Source organism: Gordonia sp. UCD-TK1, assembly GCF_001691435.1.
Lineage (GTDB): Bacteria > Actinomycetota > Actinomycetes > Mycobacteriales > Mycobacteriaceae > Gordonia > Gordonia hongkongensis.
Map to the genome: position 1 here is coordinate 150285 of NZ_LZMP01000002.1, position 15476 is coordinate 165760.

The 15476-nt window shown below is 68.8% G+C and carries 14 protein-coding genes; 12 read left to right on the plus strand and 2 right to left on the minus strand.

What is annotated here, in order from left to right:
• Positions 1-51 precede the first annotated feature (51 nt).
• From mshA to A9310_RS02205, 3 genes are all read left to right on the plus strand, one after another.
• Positions 52-1407: a D-inositol-3-phosphate glycosyltransferase gene (mshA, locus tag A9310_RS02195; protein WP_058252682.1), complete on the plus strand. Its 1356-nt coding sequence runs from the start codon at positions 52-54 to the stop codon at positions 1405-1407.
• Between the two features lie 59 nt (positions 1408-1466).
• The gene (locus A9310_RS02200; RefSeq protein WP_065629192.1) at positions 1467-2087 is read left to right on the plus strand and encodes a YbjN domain-containing protein; all 621 of its coding nucleotides are present in this window, start codon (positions 1467-1469) and stop codon (positions 2085-2087) included.
• An 82-nt stretch (positions 2088-2169) separates the two neighbouring features.
• On the plus strand, positions 2170-3777 hold the full coding sequence (locus A9310_RS02205) for a 4-coumarate--CoA ligase family protein (protein ID WP_065629304.1): 1608 nt from the start codon (positions 2170-2172) through the stop codon (positions 3775-3777).
• 66 nt (positions 3778-3843) lie between these two features.
• Here the strand turns inward: A9310_RS02205 and A9310_RS02210 are convergent, their stop codons facing one another.
• Positions 3844-5292 carry an APC family permease gene (locus A9310_RS02210; protein ID WP_065629193.1) on the minus strand — a complete coding sequence of 483 codons (1449 nt, stop codon included), beginning with the start codon at positions 5290-5292 and terminating at the stop codon, positions 3844-3846.
• A 151-nt stretch (positions 5293-5443) separates the two neighbouring features.
• On the opposite strand from A9310_RS02210, the gene A9310_RS02215 reads away from it, so the two are divergent.
• The 4 genes from A9310_RS02215 to A9310_RS02230 all read left to right on the plus strand — a co-directional run bounded on the left by A9310_RS02215 (position 5444) and on the right by A9310_RS02230 (position 8827).
• Complete coding sequence (locus A9310_RS02215) at positions 5444-6190, plus strand: phosphoglyceromutase (RefSeq protein ID WP_058252630.1); 747 nt, start codon at positions 5444-5446, stop codon at positions 6188-6190.
• Positions 6191-6271: 81 nt separating this feature from the next.
• Positions 6272-6592: a GNAT family N-acetyltransferase gene (locus tag A9310_RS02220; protein WP_065629194.1), complete on the plus strand. Its 321-nt coding sequence runs from the start codon at positions 6272-6274 to the stop codon at positions 6590-6592.
• Between the two features lie 139 nt (positions 6593-6731).
• A complete protein-coding gene (locus A9310_RS02225) occupies positions 6732-8144 on the plus strand; it encodes a cell wall metabolism sensor histidine kinase WalK (RefSeq protein WP_065629195.1) in 1413 nt (470 codons plus the stop codon).
• Positions 8141-8827: a response regulator transcription factor gene (locus A9310_RS02230; protein ID WP_058252633.1), complete on the plus strand. Its 687-nt coding sequence runs from the start codon at positions 8141-8143 to the stop codon at positions 8825-8827. Before A9310_RS02225 ends, A9310_RS02230 begins: the two co-directional genes overlap by 4 nt.
• Before the next feature lie 28 nt (positions 8828-8855).
• On the opposite strand, the gene A9310_RS02235 is transcribed toward A9310_RS02230, so the two are convergent.
• Complete coding sequence (locus A9310_RS02235; protein WP_058252634.1) at positions 8856-9716, minus strand: hypothetical protein; 861 nt, start codon at positions 9714-9716, stop codon at positions 8856-8858.
• Positions 9717-9770: 54 nt separating this feature from the next.
• Here A9310_RS02235 and A9310_RS02240 point away from each other — a divergent pair, with 54 nt between their 5' ends.
• Genes A9310_RS02240 through proC form a run of 5 tightly spaced genes read left to right on the plus strand, consistent with a single transcriptional unit; the run spans position 9771 to position 15293 of the window.
• Complete coding sequence (locus A9310_RS02240) at positions 9771-10748, plus strand: Ppx/GppA phosphatase family protein (RefSeq protein ID WP_171011611.1); 978 nt, start codon at positions 9771-9773, stop codon at positions 10746-10748.
• A 54-nt stretch (positions 10749-10802) separates the two neighbouring features.
• The gene (locus A9310_RS02245) at positions 10803-12575 is read left to right on the plus strand and encodes a hypothetical protein (RefSeq protein WP_065629197.1); all 1773 of its coding nucleotides are present in this window, start codon (positions 10803-10805) and stop codon (positions 12573-12575) included.
• Positions 12576-12627: 52 nt separating this feature from the next.
• A complete protein-coding gene (locus A9310_RS02250; RefSeq protein WP_058252637.1) occupies positions 12628-13530 on the plus strand; it encodes a sugar phosphate isomerase/epimerase in 903 nt (300 codons plus the stop codon).
• A gap of 38 nt (positions 13531-13568) precedes the next feature.
• A complete protein-coding gene (locus A9310_RS02255; RefSeq protein ID WP_058252638.1) occupies positions 13569-14426 on the plus strand; it encodes a thioesterase family protein in 858 nt (285 codons plus the stop codon).
• A gap of 6 nt (positions 14427-14432) precedes the next feature.
• Entirely contained in the window at positions 14433-15293 is an 861-nt protein-coding gene (gene proC, locus A9310_RS02260) for a pyrroline-5-carboxylate reductase (RefSeq protein WP_065629198.1), read from the plus strand.
• Positions 15294-15476 lie beyond the last annotated feature (183 nt).

Here is a 15476-nt window from a genome sequence, read left to right on the forward strand (position 1 = left end):
GCAGGCCGGGGGACTCCTCGCCCGACACGGCGTTTCTCTATGGTGGAGACCATGACCTCGAGCCCGTCCCCGCGGCGTGTCGCGCTGATCTCCGTGCACACCTCGCCGCTGGCGCAACCGGGCACCGGCGACGCCGGCGGGATGAACGTCTACGTCTGGCAGACCGCGACGCGGCTGGCCCGTCGGGGAGTCGAGGTCGAGATCTTCACCCGCGCGACGTCGTCGGCCGACCCGGCGTCGGTCGCCGCAGCGCCGGGGGTGACGGTGCGCAACGTCGTCGCCGGCCCGTTCGAGGGCCTCGACAAGCGCGACCTGCCCGCCCAGCTGTGTGCGTTCACGGCCGGGGTCCTGCGGGCCGAGGCCGCGCAGGCGCCCGGTCACTACGACGTCATCCACTCGCACTACTGGCTCTCCGGCCAGGTGGGGTGGCTCGCCCGCGACCGGTGGGGCGTACCGCTGGTGCACACCGCGCACACCCTGGCCGCGGTCAAGAACGCATCGCTGGCCGAGGGCGACACCGCCGAGCCGCAGCTGCGGGTCATCGGGGAGCAGCAGGTGGTCGGGGAGGCCGATCGCCTGGTCGCGAACACCCAGACCGAGGCGACCGAATTGCTCTCGATGTACGGTGCCGCCGCCGACCGTATCGACGTGGTGACCCCTGGTGCCGATCTCGACTGTTACACACCGGGTTCCGCCGCGGCCGCCCGCGCGGAGCTCGGCCTCGACCCCGACGAGATGATCGTGACGTTCGTCGGGCGCATCCAACCGCTGAAGGCCCCGGACCTCCTGGTCGCCGCGGTCGCGCCGCTCATCGGGGAGTCCGCCGCGACCGGGCGGAGGCTGCGGGTGCTCATCGTGGGCGGGCCGTCGGGGTCGGGGCTGCAACGGCCCACCGCGCTGATGGATCAGGTCGCCGAACTCGGGATCGCCGATTCGGTCACGTTCCTGCCGCCCCAGCCGGCGAACCGTCTGGTGCAGGTCTACCGGGCGTCGGATGTGGTTGCCGTGCCCAGTCATTCGGAGAGTTTCGGACTGGTCGCGATCGAGGCGCAGGCCTGCGGGACGCCCGTCATCGCCGCGAATGTGGGTGGCCTCGGGGTGGCGGTCGACGACGGCCGGACCGGAGTGCTGGTCAACGGGCATCGGGTCGGGGACTGGACGAATGCGCTGGAAAAGCTTCTCGCGCAACCCGATCGACTCGTCGAGCTCGGACAGCACGCCCGCGCCCACGCCGAGCAGTTCTCCTGGGAACACACGGTCGATCAGCTCCTCGAGAGTTACGGCCGGGCGATGCGGTCGTTCGCCGCGCACCAGCGTCCGGCGTCGCCCGAGGTGTCCGCTACGGCCGCGGCCTCGGCGCGCCTTCGACGCCGCTGGCGTCGTCGGCGCAACCGGGTCACCGTCTGACGCTGCGCCGAAATCGCCCGCTGCGCAAGGGTTCCCGATACCACCGACGAGAGGATGCCGTGAGTCGCAACGAGGTCGTCGACCTGCTGGAGAAGACGCTGGGCGAGAACGAGATCGCCTTCGCACGCAAGAGCGGCGGCGGGGCCGACGTCGATCACGTGGTCGTCGAGCTGCCCGGCGAACGCAAACTGAAGACCACCGTGCTGCTGACGGCGAGCGAGCACGGCGTCCGGGTGGAGGCCTTCGTGTGCCGCCGGCCCGACGAGAACCACGCCGGCGTGTACAAGTACCTGCTGAAGCGCAACCGCCGGCTGTACGGCGTCGCCTACACCATCGACAACACCGGTGACATCTACCTCGTCGGCCGGATCTCCGCCGACGGGTTGAGTTCCGGCGAGGTCGACCGGATCCTGGGGCAGGTCCTCGAGGCCGCGGACGGGGATTTCAACACCCTGCTCGAACTCGGGTTCCTGACCTCGATCCAGCGGGAGTGGGCGTGGCGGGTGTCCCGCGGCGAATCGCTGCGCAACCTGCTCGCCTTCGAGCACCTCATCGACAAGGAGTCCCTGCCGGAGGCGGGGAAGCCGCTCGAAGGCCGCTACGTACCGGGTGAGTCGGTCGTCGACGGTGCGCAGAGCGTCACCGAGGATCCGTCGACCGCCGAATCGGACGAATCGTAGACTCTCTCGAGAGAGGTCCACGTCACATCGTATCAACGTGCGTTGATACGATGTGGTCGAGAAATTCCCCAATGGAGGTGTCATGAGCTTCACGAGTCCGTTCCCCGACGTCGAGATCCCGGACGTGAGTGTGTTCGAGTTCCTGTTCGGCGCGGTGGCCGAGGAGGACCTCGCCCGTACCGCGCTGGTGGACCCGAAGTCGGGGGCGACGACCACCTATGCGCAGCTGATCTCGCAGATCGAGGCGGCGGCGGGCGCGTTGGCGTCGCGGGGGATCGGCGTGGGCGACGTGGTGGGCATCCTGTCGCCCAACATCCCGGCGTTCGCGACGGTGTTCCACGGGATTCTGCGGGCCGGCGGCACCGCGACGACGATCAACGCACTCTTCACCGGGCCCGAGATCGCCAAGCAGCTGCGGGATTCCGGCGCCAAGATGCTGGTGACCATCTCGCCGATGCTGGAGCAGGCCAAGGCCGCCGCCGACGAGGTCGGGCTGGCGGATGCCGACCTGATCGTCCTCGACGGCGAGGGCCAGGACGCCTCCGGCCACCCGAATGCGGCGGACCTCCTGGGCGCCGGACTGGCCGCACCGGAGGTGTCGTTCGATCCGGCCACGCACGTCGCGGTCCTGCCGTATTCCTCCGGTACCACCGGGAATCCGAAGGGCGTCGCGCTCTCGCATCGCAACCTGGTCGCCAATGTCGCGCAGATCCGACCGTTGCAGGGCATGGGCGCCGACGACGTGGTGATCGCGGTGCTGCCGTTCTTCCACATCTACGGGATGACGGTGCTGCTGAACGCGGCGCTGTACAACCGGGCGTCGCTGGTCGTGATGCCGCGGTTCGACCTCGTCGAGTTCCTCGAGAACATCCAGAACCACAAGGTCACCATGGCCTACATCGCACCGCCGGTGGCCGTGGCACTCGCCAAGCACCCGATCATCGACAACTACGACCTGTCCTCGCTGCACACGATGATGTCGGGCGCGGCGCCGCTGGACGACGAGCTGGGCCAGGCCGTCGCCAAACGTCTCGACCTGCACATGCTGCAGGGCTACGGCATGAGTGAGCTGTCGCCGGTGAGTCACATCATCCCGGCCGACACACCCGGCCTGCTGGGTCAGCAGGACCCCCCGCTGTCCTCGACCGGGTGGGCGGTGCCGAACTCCGAGAACAAGATCGTCGACCCCGCATCGGGGGCGGAGATCGAGCTGCCGAGCGAGGGACTGTCCGAGCCGGGCGAGCTGTGGGTCAAGGGGCCGAACGTGATGCTGGGCTACCTCAACAACGATCAGGCGACCGCCGACACCATCGACGCCGACGGCTACCTGCACACCGGCGACATGGCGCAGGTCGATCCGACCGGCTGCGTCTACATCGTCGACCGGCTCAAGGAGCTCATCAAGTACAAGGGCTACCAGGTGCCGCCCGCCGAGCTCGAGGCGCTGCTGCTCACCAACGACAAGATCGCCGACGCCGCGGTCATCGGCGTGATCGAGGCGGAGTCGGGCGAGGAGATCCCCAAGGCCTTCGTCGTGCGCCAGCCCGATGCGGAGATCACCGCCGACGAGGTCATCGAGTTCGTGGCGTCGAAGGTGGCCCCGCACAAGAAGGTCCGGGCCGTCGAGTTCATCGAGACGATCCCCAAGTCGGCCTCGGGCAAGATCCTGCGCAAGGACCTCCGCAAGTAGTCTCTGCGGCATCCGTATGACGTTGTGCCCGGAAACCGGGCACAACGTCATACGGCTTTTTGTGCGTCACGGGATCTCGTGGGGCGGGATGTCGTCGTAGGAGGCCGCTTCGGCGCCGGTTCGCTTCTGATGCCAGTAGGTGAACGCCCACAGCACGACGCCGAGCAGGAGTAGCCAGGCCGCGATCACGTACTGCTGGTTGTCGGCGCGGGCGAACGGGAGGGTGAGTGCCCCGGAGGTCACGGCGCCGAGCACCGCAACCGGCGTATAGGTGCGGAAGTGGTTGTGCCCCACGTGATCCTTGCGCAACACCAAGACCGAGACATTGACGACGGTGAACACCGCGAGCAGCAGCAGCGCGGTGGTGCCGCCGAGCAGTCCGACGATGGAACCCTTCGGGTCGGCGCTGACGTAGACCAGCAGGCACAGTGCGATGGCTGTGGTGAACACGATCGCGGCGAACGGGGTGCGGCGTCCGGGATGGACGTAGGACAGGAACTTGGGCAGTACCCCCTGCTTGGACATGCCATACAGCAGACGGCTGGCCATCATCATGTTGATCAGGGCCGTGTTCGCCACCGCGAACATCGAGATCCACGGCAACAGCTCGGTCATCGGGAAATCCGGGGCGGCGGTCTGCACGACGTCCACGAGCGGGGTCTCGCTTTCGGCGAGCACCCCCACGGGCACGATCGCGACCGCGAGGATCGCGATGAGCACGTACACCACCGCGGTGATCCCCAGACCACTGAGCATAACCTTGGGGAAGATCCTGGTCGGTTCCTTGCACTCCTCGGCCATGTTGACCGAATCCTCGAATCCGACCAGTGCGAAGAACGCCAGCGCCGTCGCCGCTGACACCGCGATGAGGATGTTCCTCTCCTCCGGCGATTCGAAAACCACCACCGCATCCCAGTGATCTGCGTTGCCGCCGAAGACGAAGAACAAGGCGATGAAGATGACCAGCAGGAGGCCCGTCAGCTCCACCAGGGTCAACACCACGTTGGTGCCGACGCCCTCGGCGACGCCGCGGAAATTGATGAACATCACCAGCAGCAGGAAGCCGATCGAGATGAACACCAGCGCTGGGTGCGTCGCGTCCGGCGACTCGCCGCCGTTGATCCCGGTCAGCATGTTCACCGCGAACGCGCGGGACGCGGTGGTCGCCGAGGTGATACCCGAACACATCACGGTGAACAGCACGATGAAGGTGATGAAGTGGACGCCGAAAGCCTTGTGCACGTACAGGGCAGCGCCGGCGGCCTGGGGATATTTGGTGACCAGCTCCAGGTAGGAGAACGCCGTCAGCGTCGCCACCGCGAACGCGATCAGGAACGGCAGCCACGCCGCGCCCCCGACCTCGCCGGCGACCTGGCCGGTGAGTGCGTAGACGCCGGTGCCCAGGATGTCGCCGATGATGAACAGCAACAACAGCTTCCAGCCCAACACGCGTTTGAGCTCGGGCTGCTTCTCCGCATTCTGGCCGGTCGCGCCGGCGTCTGTACTGGCTGTCATGCGCTAACGCTAGACCCGCCCATGGCCGTTCGCGCGGCGAATCGACCGGTTCATTACCATTTCGTCGTTCGCCGGTGCGCGCCGGGGTCCGCCCGGGGGTTCCGGCGCCGGTGAGGAGAGGGTGCGCACCGACTGTGGAAAACTATCGGCCATGAGCAACGGCACCCTGATCCTGATGCGGCACGGCGAGAGCGAATGGAATGCGTCCAACCAGTTCACCGGCTGGGTCGATGTGGCGCTCACCGACAAGGGCAGGGCCGAGGCCGAACGCGGGGGCGAGCTCCTCGTCGAGCACGACCTGCTGCCCGACGTCGTCTACACGTCGCTGCTGCGCCGCGCGATCACGACCGCGCACATCGCCCTCGACCGGGCCGACCGGCTCTGGATCCCGGTGATCCGCGACTGGCGCCTCAACGAGCGCCACTACGGCGCGCTGCAGGGCCTGAACAAGGCCGAGACCAAGGAGAAGTTCGGCGACGAGCAGTTCATGCTGTGGCGTCGCAGTTACGACACCCCGCCGCCGGCGATCGAACCCGATGCCGAATACAGCCAGGTGGGCGACGCGCGGTACGCCGATCTCCCCGAGGTGCCGCTGACCGAGTGCCTCAAGGACGTCGTCGAGCGGTTCATCCCGTACTACCTCGAGACGATCGTCGCCGACGTCCGGGCGGGGAAGAACGTGCTGCTCGCGGCACACGGCAACTCGCTGCGCGCGCTCGTCAAGCACCTCGACGGCATCTCCGACGACGACATCGCCGGACTCAACATTCCCACCGGCAACCCGCTTCGTTACGACCTCGACGACGACCTGAAACCGCTCAACCCGGGTGGTACCTACCTGGACCCCGAGGCGGCAGCCGCGGGTGCCGCCGCGGTGGCCGCCCAGGGGCAGAAGTAGCCGACGGGGTCCGTTCGGACATCCAGACGTGACACGTTTCGCCATGGCGTCGACGGTGTGGCGCGCGCTACATTAGACGGCATGGCGGACATGGGCACCCTGCGAATCGAGCACTCACCTGCCCAGGAGCGGTACGAGGCGATCCTCGTCGCCGATTCCCAGGGCGACGACGAGATCGTCGGCTACCTCGACTACGTCTCCGAGCCCTACCAGGTGGTCATCACGCACACCGTGATCCGCGAGCAGTTCAGCGGTCACGGGTACGCGGGCCAACTGGTCAAGGCGGTCCTCGAGGACATCCGGCGCGGCGGCAAGCAGGTCGTGCCGGTCTGCTCCTACGTGCAGCGCTTCATCGAACGTCACCCCGAGTTCGCGGACATGGCGGTTCCGGTTCCGCAATGACCGGTCCGGACACGGCCGCCACGGTACCGGGGAAGCGCGCCGCCGCGTCGGCAGGGACTCCGGCCAACTCCGCGTGAACAACTGTCGAACACCTTCGTCAGATGTGCGTTCGGTGTTGGTCGAGCCGTAAGCTGCCCCTGTGACCGCCGCAATCTTCGCCGCGACGATCGCGTTCGTACTCGCGCTCTGCCTCGGTGTCGTGATCGGTCGACGCACCCGGGACCGGGACCGGTCCCGAGGGTTCGCGTTCCTCGATCGCATCCCGCGTCGTTCCGCATCCACCGCCGCCGAATTCGTTCCCGAGGCGACCCTCGGTCCCCGTGAGGTGCCGGCCTCGGCCGAGGTCCGTGACTCCGACGTGCAGGCGACCACCGACGACGGCCGCATGACCAAGGCCGGTCTGTTGAGCATGGTCGTGCGTAACACCGAGACCGCCATCGCCGTGGTCGACGAGTTCCGCGACGTCGTGCTGTACAACCAGCGGGCCGTCGAACTCGGGCTCGTACGCGAGATGCTGCTGGCCGACCCGGTGTGGGAGGCCGTGAAGGAAGTGCTCGACACCGGCGTCGAACGGCGCTTCGAGTTCAGCCCGCCGATGTCGAGTCTCGGTTTCGTCTCTACCGGCCGGACGCCCCGGCCCAGTGTCGAGCACGTGCGCTGTCACGCGCGGATCGTCGCGCAGGGCGAGGAACGCTATGTCGTCGCGTACGGACTCGACGACACCGAACACAAACGCGTGGAGGCCACCCGGCGCGACTTCGTCGCCAACGTCTCGCACGAACTCAAGACCCCCGTCGGCGCGATCGGGCTGCTCGCCGAGGCGTTGCTCGAGTCGGCCGACGACACCGATTCGGTGCAGCACTTCGGTCGCCGCGTCGTCGGCGAGACCAAGCGCATGGGCAACATGGTGAGCGAGTTGCTGGCGTTGTCCCGACTCCAGGACGGCGTCACACCGGAGTTCACCTGCATCGACGTAGACTCGCTCATCGACGACGCGCTGACCGCGGCGACGCTCGCCGCCGAGGCGGCGGCCATCGAACTGCGCGCCGACGGTCCGATCGGCGTCATCATCCGCGGCGACCGTCCGCTGCTGCTCACCGCACTGAACAACCTCATCTCGAACGCCATCTCGTACTCGGCGTCGGACACCGTGGTCTCGATCAGCCGCCGCGTGATCAAGATCGACGGGCGGCCGATGGTCGCCATCGCGGTGACCGACCGGGGGATCGGGATCGAGCCGGAGGATCAGCAGCGGGTCTTCGAGCGGTTCTTCCGGGTCGACAAGGCCCGGTCCCGGATGACCGGCGGCACCGGACTCGGACTGGCCATCGTCAAGCACGTGGCCGCCAATCACGGCGGGACCATCAACCTGTGGAGCAAACCCGGCACCGGCTCGACCTTCACGCTGTGCATCCCGGAGGACCTGTCCGACGCCGGCTGGCCGCCGGCCGCCCAGCAGGCGCTGTCGGATCCCGATGCGCCGCCCCGCGCACTTCCCTCCGCGGAGGGTGACGACCCATCTGTCCGACCCACCGAAGGAAACAAGAGTTGACCCACGTTCTGATCGTCGAGGACGAGGAATCGCTGGCGGATCCGCTGGCCTTCCTGCTGCGCAAAGAGGGCTTCGAGGCCAGCGTCATCACCGATGGCGCGCAGGCGTTGCCGACCTTCGATCGGGTCAGTCCCGACATCGTGCTCCTCGATCTCATGCTGCCCGGGATGTCCGGAACCGAGATCTGCAAGGCCTTGCGCACCCGGTCGAATGTCCCGGTGATCATGGTGACCGCGCGCGACAGTGAGATCGACAAGGTCGTCGGCCTCGAACTCGGCGCGGATGACTATGTGACCAAGCCGTATTCGGCGCGTGAGCTGATCGCCCGCATCCGCGCGGTGCTGCGACGCGGCGGGGAGGTGCCCGACGACGGTCTGGAGATCGGGATCCTGGAGGCCGGGCCGGTCCGGATGGACGTCGAGCGACACACCGTGTCGGTCAACGGAACGTCGATCACCCTGCCGCTCAAGGAGTTCGACCTCCTCGAGTATCTGTTGCGCAACTCCGGCCGCGTCCTGACCCGGGGTCAGCTCATCGACCGGGTGTGGGGCGTCGACTACGTCGGCGACACCAAGACACTCGACGTACACGTCAAGCGCCTGCGCTCGAAGATCGAGCCCGACCCGGCGAATCCGAAGCACCTCATCACCGTCCGCGGCCTCGGGTACAAGCTCGAGGCGTGAGCCGGCCGGGCCGCGGCGCCCCGGGGGGTTACTCCGGGGGCTGCAGCTCGTATTTGACGTCGGTCTCGCGGCGCTCGGTCGCGGCCTGCGTCGCCGGGTGGATCGCGATGAGCCCCAGCCCGTTCCGGCGCCGGCAGGCGGCTGCCAGCGCCGCATAGGCGGCCTCGCCGAGCAGCGCGGTGAGCTCGGGTGCGTACGACTCCCACACCTGCTTGGCCCCGATGTGGACGTCGGGGGAACCCGAGCAGTACCACTTCAGATCGTGGCCACCCTCGCCCCAGCCACGCCGGTCGAATTCGGTGATCGTCGTCTGGAGCACCTGGGTGCCGTCGGGGCGTTCGATCCAGTCCTGCTCACGACGGATGGGCAGCTGCCAGCACACGTCGGGTTTGACCGTGAGCGGTTCGAGTCCCTTGCGCAGCGCCATCGAGTGCAGCGCGCATCCGACGCCGCCGGAGAAACCGGGTCGGTTCAGAAAGATGCACGCGCCCTTGTGGAGTCGCGTCTTCAAGGCGGGCTCGTCGTCGAGGTCGCTCTCCTCGAGGTACCCCTTCGGGCCGACCGGGTCCTTGCCGGAGCCCTTTTTGTAGAACTGCCAGTCCTCGGGCGTCAGCATCGCGACGCCGCGGGCGAGGGTTTTGCGATCGTCCTTGTCGGACAGGTATGCGCCGTGACTGCAGCAGCCGTCGGTCTCCCGGCCCGGGAGGATGCCCTGACATGCGGGTGTGCCGAACACGCATGTCCAGTGCGAGAGCAGCCAGGTGAGATCGGCCCGGATGACGTGCTCGGGGTCGGCGGGATCGGCGAATTCGTACCATTCGCGCGGAAAGTCGAGTTCGACCTCCGGCGCGGGATCGATGCGAGGCGCGGACGGCGAAATGGCGGTCACCTTTACACGGTAGCCGGGATCGGGCGGTGCATGCGGCTGCACTACCGTTGACCCGTGCGCTTAGGAGTCCTCGACGTGGGCAGCAACACAGTCCACCTCCTGGTGGTCGACGCCCATCGTGGCGGTCACCCCACCCCGATGAGTTCGACCAAGGCGGTCCTGCGCCTGGCCGAACAGATAGACGCCGACGGCCGGATGAGCGATCGCGCCGTCGCCAAGCTCATCGAGTCGATCGACGAGTTCACCCACATCGCCCGGACGTCCGGTTGCGAGCAGATGATGGCGTTCGCGACGTCGGCCGTGCGCGATGCGACGAACTCCGACGACCTGCTCGACGAGATCGAGCAGCGGACCGGGGTGCGCGTGCTCGTCCTGTCGGGGCGCGACGAGGCCCGGTTGACGTCGTTGGCGGTGCGCCGCTGGCGTGGCTGGAGCGCCGGCCGCATCCTCGCTCTCGACATCGGCGGCGGCTCCCTGGAGATGTCGAACGGCGTCGACGAGGAACCCGACGTCGCACTGTCACTGCCGCTGGGGGCCGGACGACTCACCCGCGAGTGGCTGCCCGACGATCCGCCGGACCGGCGGCGGGTCGGCGTGCTGCGCGACTGGCTCGACGCCGAACTCCGCGCACCGGCGGCCCAACTGCTCGCACCCGGTGCGCCGGATCTGTGCGTCGGCACGTCGAAGACCTTCCGGAGCCTGGCCCGGCTGACCGGCGCGGCGCCGTCGAGTGCCGGACCGCGGGTGCGCCGCGAACTGACGACGAGCGGGCTTCGTCAGCTCATCTCCTTCATCTCCCGCATGACCAAGGCCGATCGCGCCGAACTCGAGGGCGTCAGCTCGGATCGGGCGGGCCAGCTGGTCGCCGGGGCGCTGGTCGCCGAGGCGGCGATGCGCGCGTTGCAAGTCGATACACTGGAAATCTGTCCGTGGGCACTCCGGGAAGGTGTGATCCTGCGCCGACTCGACGCGGAGCAGGCCGACGCGCTGGAGCCGACACCGGTGCAGGGCGTTCGCGAGGGCGTCGGCTGACACCCTGGTAGACCCGGACCCAAACGTTCGAGAACGAGGACGGAGAGCCACTACATGCCGAAGGATTCGGAGCCCGAATCCCGACCCATCTCGGTGTCGGAACTTCTCGCCCGCTCGCAGGGGTCCCAGGGGGACTCGCCGGCACGTACCCGTGACGGCCGCGGCCGCCGACGCGCCGGCCGGGACGGATCGTTCTCGGTGTCCGAGCTGACCGGCGAGATCCCCAAGGTCGCCGACGCGGGAGAGGGTTCCGCGGCGCCCGCGGCCCGGCCCGAGCCGGCAACCCGGCCCGAACCCGCAACCCGGCCCGAGCCGGCTGCCCCGCCAGCGAGCACCGCGCCTGCAAAGACGGCGGCCCCGGAGACGGCGGACCCGGAGAAGGCAGCTCCGGAGAAGACTGCTGCGGAGAACGGTGCCCCGGAGCGGGACACGACCCCGCGGAACCGTCCGGCCGCGGCCGCCGCGCCGTTCCCGCGTTCGACGAACCCGGTCCCGCGCCGCCCGGCCGACGATCAGCCCGTCGTCGACCGGCCGCGCGCCGACCAGCAACACCAGGCACGGCCGGGTAACCGCACCGCCAGCGGGATGCCCGGTTACGGCCAGGGCGCCGTCCCGCCGATGTCGACGCGCGACTTCAGTTCCGAGGCGGTGGCACGTCGCCTCGGGCAGACGCCGCCGCGAGATTCCGCTCCCGTCGACCAGGAGTCGGCGAACGCCGTCACCGGCATCATCCCGGTGGTGGGTGAGAACGGGTCGGATCTTTCGGTCGTCGACTCCGACGACGTGGTCACCTACGACCTGACCGAGGTCGATGCGGGAACCGACGGCCCCCGCGAGCGCGGCGACGGCGGGTTCTCCGAGGTCATGGACTTCGACGCCTATCGCAACTTCGCCGACGTGGAGAGTGGGAACGACGGGCCGGGGGGCAAGGGCCGGTCCGGGGGCCCGGCCCGCAAGATCGGGGCGTCGAAGAAGACGGGGCCGTCGGGTGTCGTCGGGTTCGCGCGAAAGCTCTTCGGCGGCAAGAACCGGGACCGGAACGACCCCGATCGCCACACCGACGACCACCCGGACGCACACACCGACGGCGACGAGTCGACGCACGACTGGGCAGCCACCGCGGCCGCCGCCGCGACCGCGGGTGGGACGACGGCGGCGATCGCCGCGGCGCACCCCGAGACCCATGACGCCGACGGTCGGTGGACCGGCTCGGACGAGACCGAGAGTCTCCAGACCGCAGGCCGCCCCACCGACGACCACCCGACCGAGGCCATCGAACCGATCGAGTCCACTTCCGAGGGCGACGAGGACCGGGTCGACCTGGTGAAGGAGCGCGAGCCGGAGGGTCCCGCCGAGCCCGAGGGCCCGGCGGAGTTCGATGCCCTGAACGACACCACGGACATCGACGAGACCTCCGATGACGACGCCGATCCCGACTCGGCAGCCGCCACGGCGGAGCACGCCGGCCAGGACGTCGTGCATTCGGCCGCGGACGCGGAGTCCGCCGAGCGGACCGGCACCGTCGACACACCGGCACCGGACGGTCGGGCGACCGACGACGCCGAGGAGTCGCCGGTGAAGGCCTGGCTGGTGTTGTTCGGACAGGCGATCGTCGGCCTCGCGGTCGGCGTCGGCCTGTTCTGGGGTTTCACCGAACTGTGGCGATGGAATCCGTACTTCGCGCTGGTGCTCGCGGTCCTGGTGATCTTCGGCATCGTGACGCTGTCGCATGTGGTCCGGCGCACCAAGGACCTGCCGACGACGCTGCTCGCGCTCGGCGTGGGTCTGCTGGTCACCATCGGGCCGCTGGTGTTGTTGGCCGCGTGAGCCGGTGTGAACCGATGAACCCGTCGGGAGCGGAGCGAAGCGGGCGGACCGGATGAGACCCGACCTCCCGCGTCCGTCCGCCGAGATCCCGATCGGTCTGTCGACGGCGTCGGTCTATCCCCAGAACACCGAGGCGGCCTTCGCCTACGCCGCCGAACTGGGCTTCGACGGCGTCGAGTTGATGGTGTGGGGTGACGCTCTGAGCCAGGACATCCGGCGGGTCGAGTACCTGTCGGACCACTACCAGGTTCCGGTGCTGTCGATCCACGCCCCGTGTCTGCTCATCACCCAGCGGGTGTGGGGACGCGACCCGGTCGTGAAGCTGGCCCGTGCGGTGGAGGCGGCCGAGGATCTCGGTGCGTCGACCGTCGTCGTGCATCCGCCGTTCCGGTGGCAGCGTGGCTACGTCGCCGCCTTCGACGATCTCGTCGACGAACTCGAGGCGGACAGCGGGGTCGCGGTCGCCGTGGAGAACATGTTCCCCATGCGCGCCGACCGGCTGTTCGGCGCAGGGGAGCCCTCGGTCCGGCGACTCAGCAAGCGCGGCGGTGGTCCCGGTCTGGCGGCATCGGCGTTCGGCAAGTCGATCGATCCGACCGATGACGGCTACGCGCACTACACGCTCGATCTCTCGCACACCGCGACCGCCGGCGTCGACGCCCTCGCTCTTCTCGACCGGATGGGCTCGCGCCTCAACCACCTGCATCTCGCCGACGGCAACGGTGCCGCCACCGACGAGCACCTGATCCCCGGTGACGGGGCGCAGCCTTGCGCCGAGGTGTGCCGGCGCATCGCGGCGAGCGACTTCGCCGGGGCGGTTGTGCTCGAGGTCACCACGGGGAGCGCGCGCACCAAACCCGAGCGCAGCGCGCTGCTGGCCCGTTCGCTAGATTTTGCGCGGCGGCATCTCAAACGGGAGCTGCACCCCGAGCCCACCGGCCAGTTGAGCAGCTGATTCGTCGGGGGACGGGTCTCCTCGACGAAGGCGGGACGATGACCAGCAAGATCACCCAGGTGCAGGAGCTGACCGAGGTCGACCGTGGCGGTCCGGACTCGATCACCCTGCGGGCGCACATCGACGAGACGTTCACGATCGGCCCCAAGGTGCACGGCGGCACGCTGCAGATGGTGGTCGCGAAGGCGGCCCGGACCGCGCTGACCGCGCTCACGCCGGACGGCGACCGGCTCGCCGAGTCGGCGGCCGCGATGATCCCGGTGGCGATCTCCAGCGACTACCTCACCGCTCCCGATGCCGCGGACGTCGACCTGGTGATCAGTGTGCGCAAGCGCGGGCGCACCGTCACGGTCCTGTCGGTCGACGCCGTGCAACTCGGTCGGACCGTGGTGTCCTCGTCGGTGACGATGGCCCGTCCCGACAGCGGCCGGCCGCACCACTCCGGCCCCACGGTCCTCGACTCCGTGCCCGTGGAACCGTCGTCGACCGGCATCCCGCTCGACGGTTCGCCCATCGCCGAGGTCAACCACCTCGGCGCCGCCATCGACCTGGTCCTCGACTCGGAGACGTTCCCCGTCGTCCGCGGCGAGACCGGCGAGCCGCTCGTCCGCGGGTGGATCCGGCCGAAGGGCGTCGAACCCGACGAGTACTTCACGGTCCTGGTCGGTGACATCTCGCCCCCGGTCGTCATGAACCTGGCGCTGTTCGGATGGGCGCCCACGGTGCAGCTGACCACCTACGTCCGGCGCCATCCCGCGCCCGGCTGGCTGCGTTTCGCCGCGACGAGTTCCGAGGTCGGCCCCGGAATGTTCGAGGAGGACCACCTCGTGGTGGACTCGACCGGGACCGTCGTCGCACAGTCCCGTCAGCTCGCCCTCATCCCCGCAGGAAGGTAGACATCCGTGTCCGAACGCATCGCCATCATCGGCGGAGGCAAGATCGGTGAGGCACTGCTCGCCGGTCTGATCGGTGCAGGCACCCCCACCAAGGACCTCGTCGTCGCCGAGCGGGTGGAGAGCCGCGCCGCCGAGATCGCCGAGGAGTACGGCGTGCTGGTCACCGACGTCAAGAGCGCGGCCGAGTCGGCGCAGTATGTGTTCCTGGCGATCAAGCCCGACGACGTCGACTCGATCCTGCGCATCCTCGCCTCGGCGGAGGACAACGCGGAATCCGAGCGAGTGACCGTGACCCTGGTGGCCGGCCTGCCCCTGTCGCGCTACGAGAGCGCGCTGCAGGCCGGGTCGCCCGTCATCCGGGTCATGCCCAACACCCCGATGCTCGTCAACGAGGCGATGTCGGCGGTCTCGGCCGGCCGGTACGTCGGCGACGAACAGCTGCAGGCGGTGGTCAAGATCCTGCAGACGGTCGGCCGGGTGACGGTTGTGCCGGAGAAGCAGATGGACGCGGTCACCGCGGTGTCCGGTTCCGGTCCGGCCTACGTCTTCCTGCTCGCCGAGGCGATGATCGACGCCGGCGTCGGCCTGGGGCTCACCCGTGCCCAGGCCTCGGAGATGGCGGTGCAGACCATTCGCGGCGCGGGCATCCTGCTGAGCGACTCGGGGCTGTCCGCGGTCGACCTGCGTGCGGCCGTCACCTCGCCCGGCGGAACCACCGCCGAGGCGATCCGGGAGTTCGAGGCCAACGGTCTGCGGCACGCGGTCTACCAGGCGACTCGTGCCTGCGCGGCGGCCAGCGCCCGCGGCGGACGTCGAGTGGAAGTCGAGGGTTTGGCGCAGGGACACGCCGTCACGGACACCCCATGAATTGTGGTCGAACGGCCGACAAACCCCAGCATGTTGGGGTCGAGTCACAGGAATCTCAGAAATACCGGTCTCTCACGTCGCTTTTTTCACATCTGCCACGCTAAGCTTCTTTAAGCACGTGCGTGTCTGATGTCCGCAGGAGGGGAAGCCTGCGGCCGCGACGCGTGCACCGGAGGTATGAGT

What these genes read in the sequence shown, in the direction of transcription:
- mshA (WP_058252682.1), top strand. Translation starts at nt 52, where the DNA reads ATGACCTCGAGCCCGTCCCCGCGGCGTGTCGCGCTGATCTCCGTGCAC.
- A9310_RS02205 (WP_065629304.1), top strand. Translation starts at nt 2,170, where the DNA reads ATGAGCTTCACGAGTCCGTTCCCCGACGTCGAGATCCCGGACGTGAGT.
- A9310_RS02210 (WP_065629193.1), bottom strand. Translation starts at nt 5,292, where the DNA reads ATGACAGCCAGTACAGACGCCGGCGCGACCGGCCAGAATGCGGAGAAG.
- A9310_RS02215 (WP_058252630.1), top strand. Translation starts at nt 5,444, where the DNA reads ATGAGCAACGGCACCCTGATCCTGATGCGGCACGGCGAGAGCGAATGG.
- A9310_RS02220 (WP_065629194.1), top strand. Translation starts at nt 6,272, where the DNA reads ATGGCGGACATGGGCACCCTGCGAATCGAGCACTCACCTGCCCAGGAG.
- A9310_RS02245 (WP_065629197.1), top strand. Translation starts at nt 10,803, where the DNA reads ATGCCGAAGGATTCGGAGCCCGAATCCCGACCCATCTCGGTGTCGGAA.
- A9310_RS02250 (WP_058252637.1), top strand. Translation starts at nt 12,628, where the DNA reads ATGAGACCCGACCTCCCGCGTCCGTCCGCCGAGATCCCGATCGGTCTG.
- A9310_RS02255 (WP_058252638.1), top strand. Translation starts at nt 13,569, where the DNA reads ATGACCAGCAAGATCACCCAGGTGCAGGAGCTGACCGAGGTCGACCGT.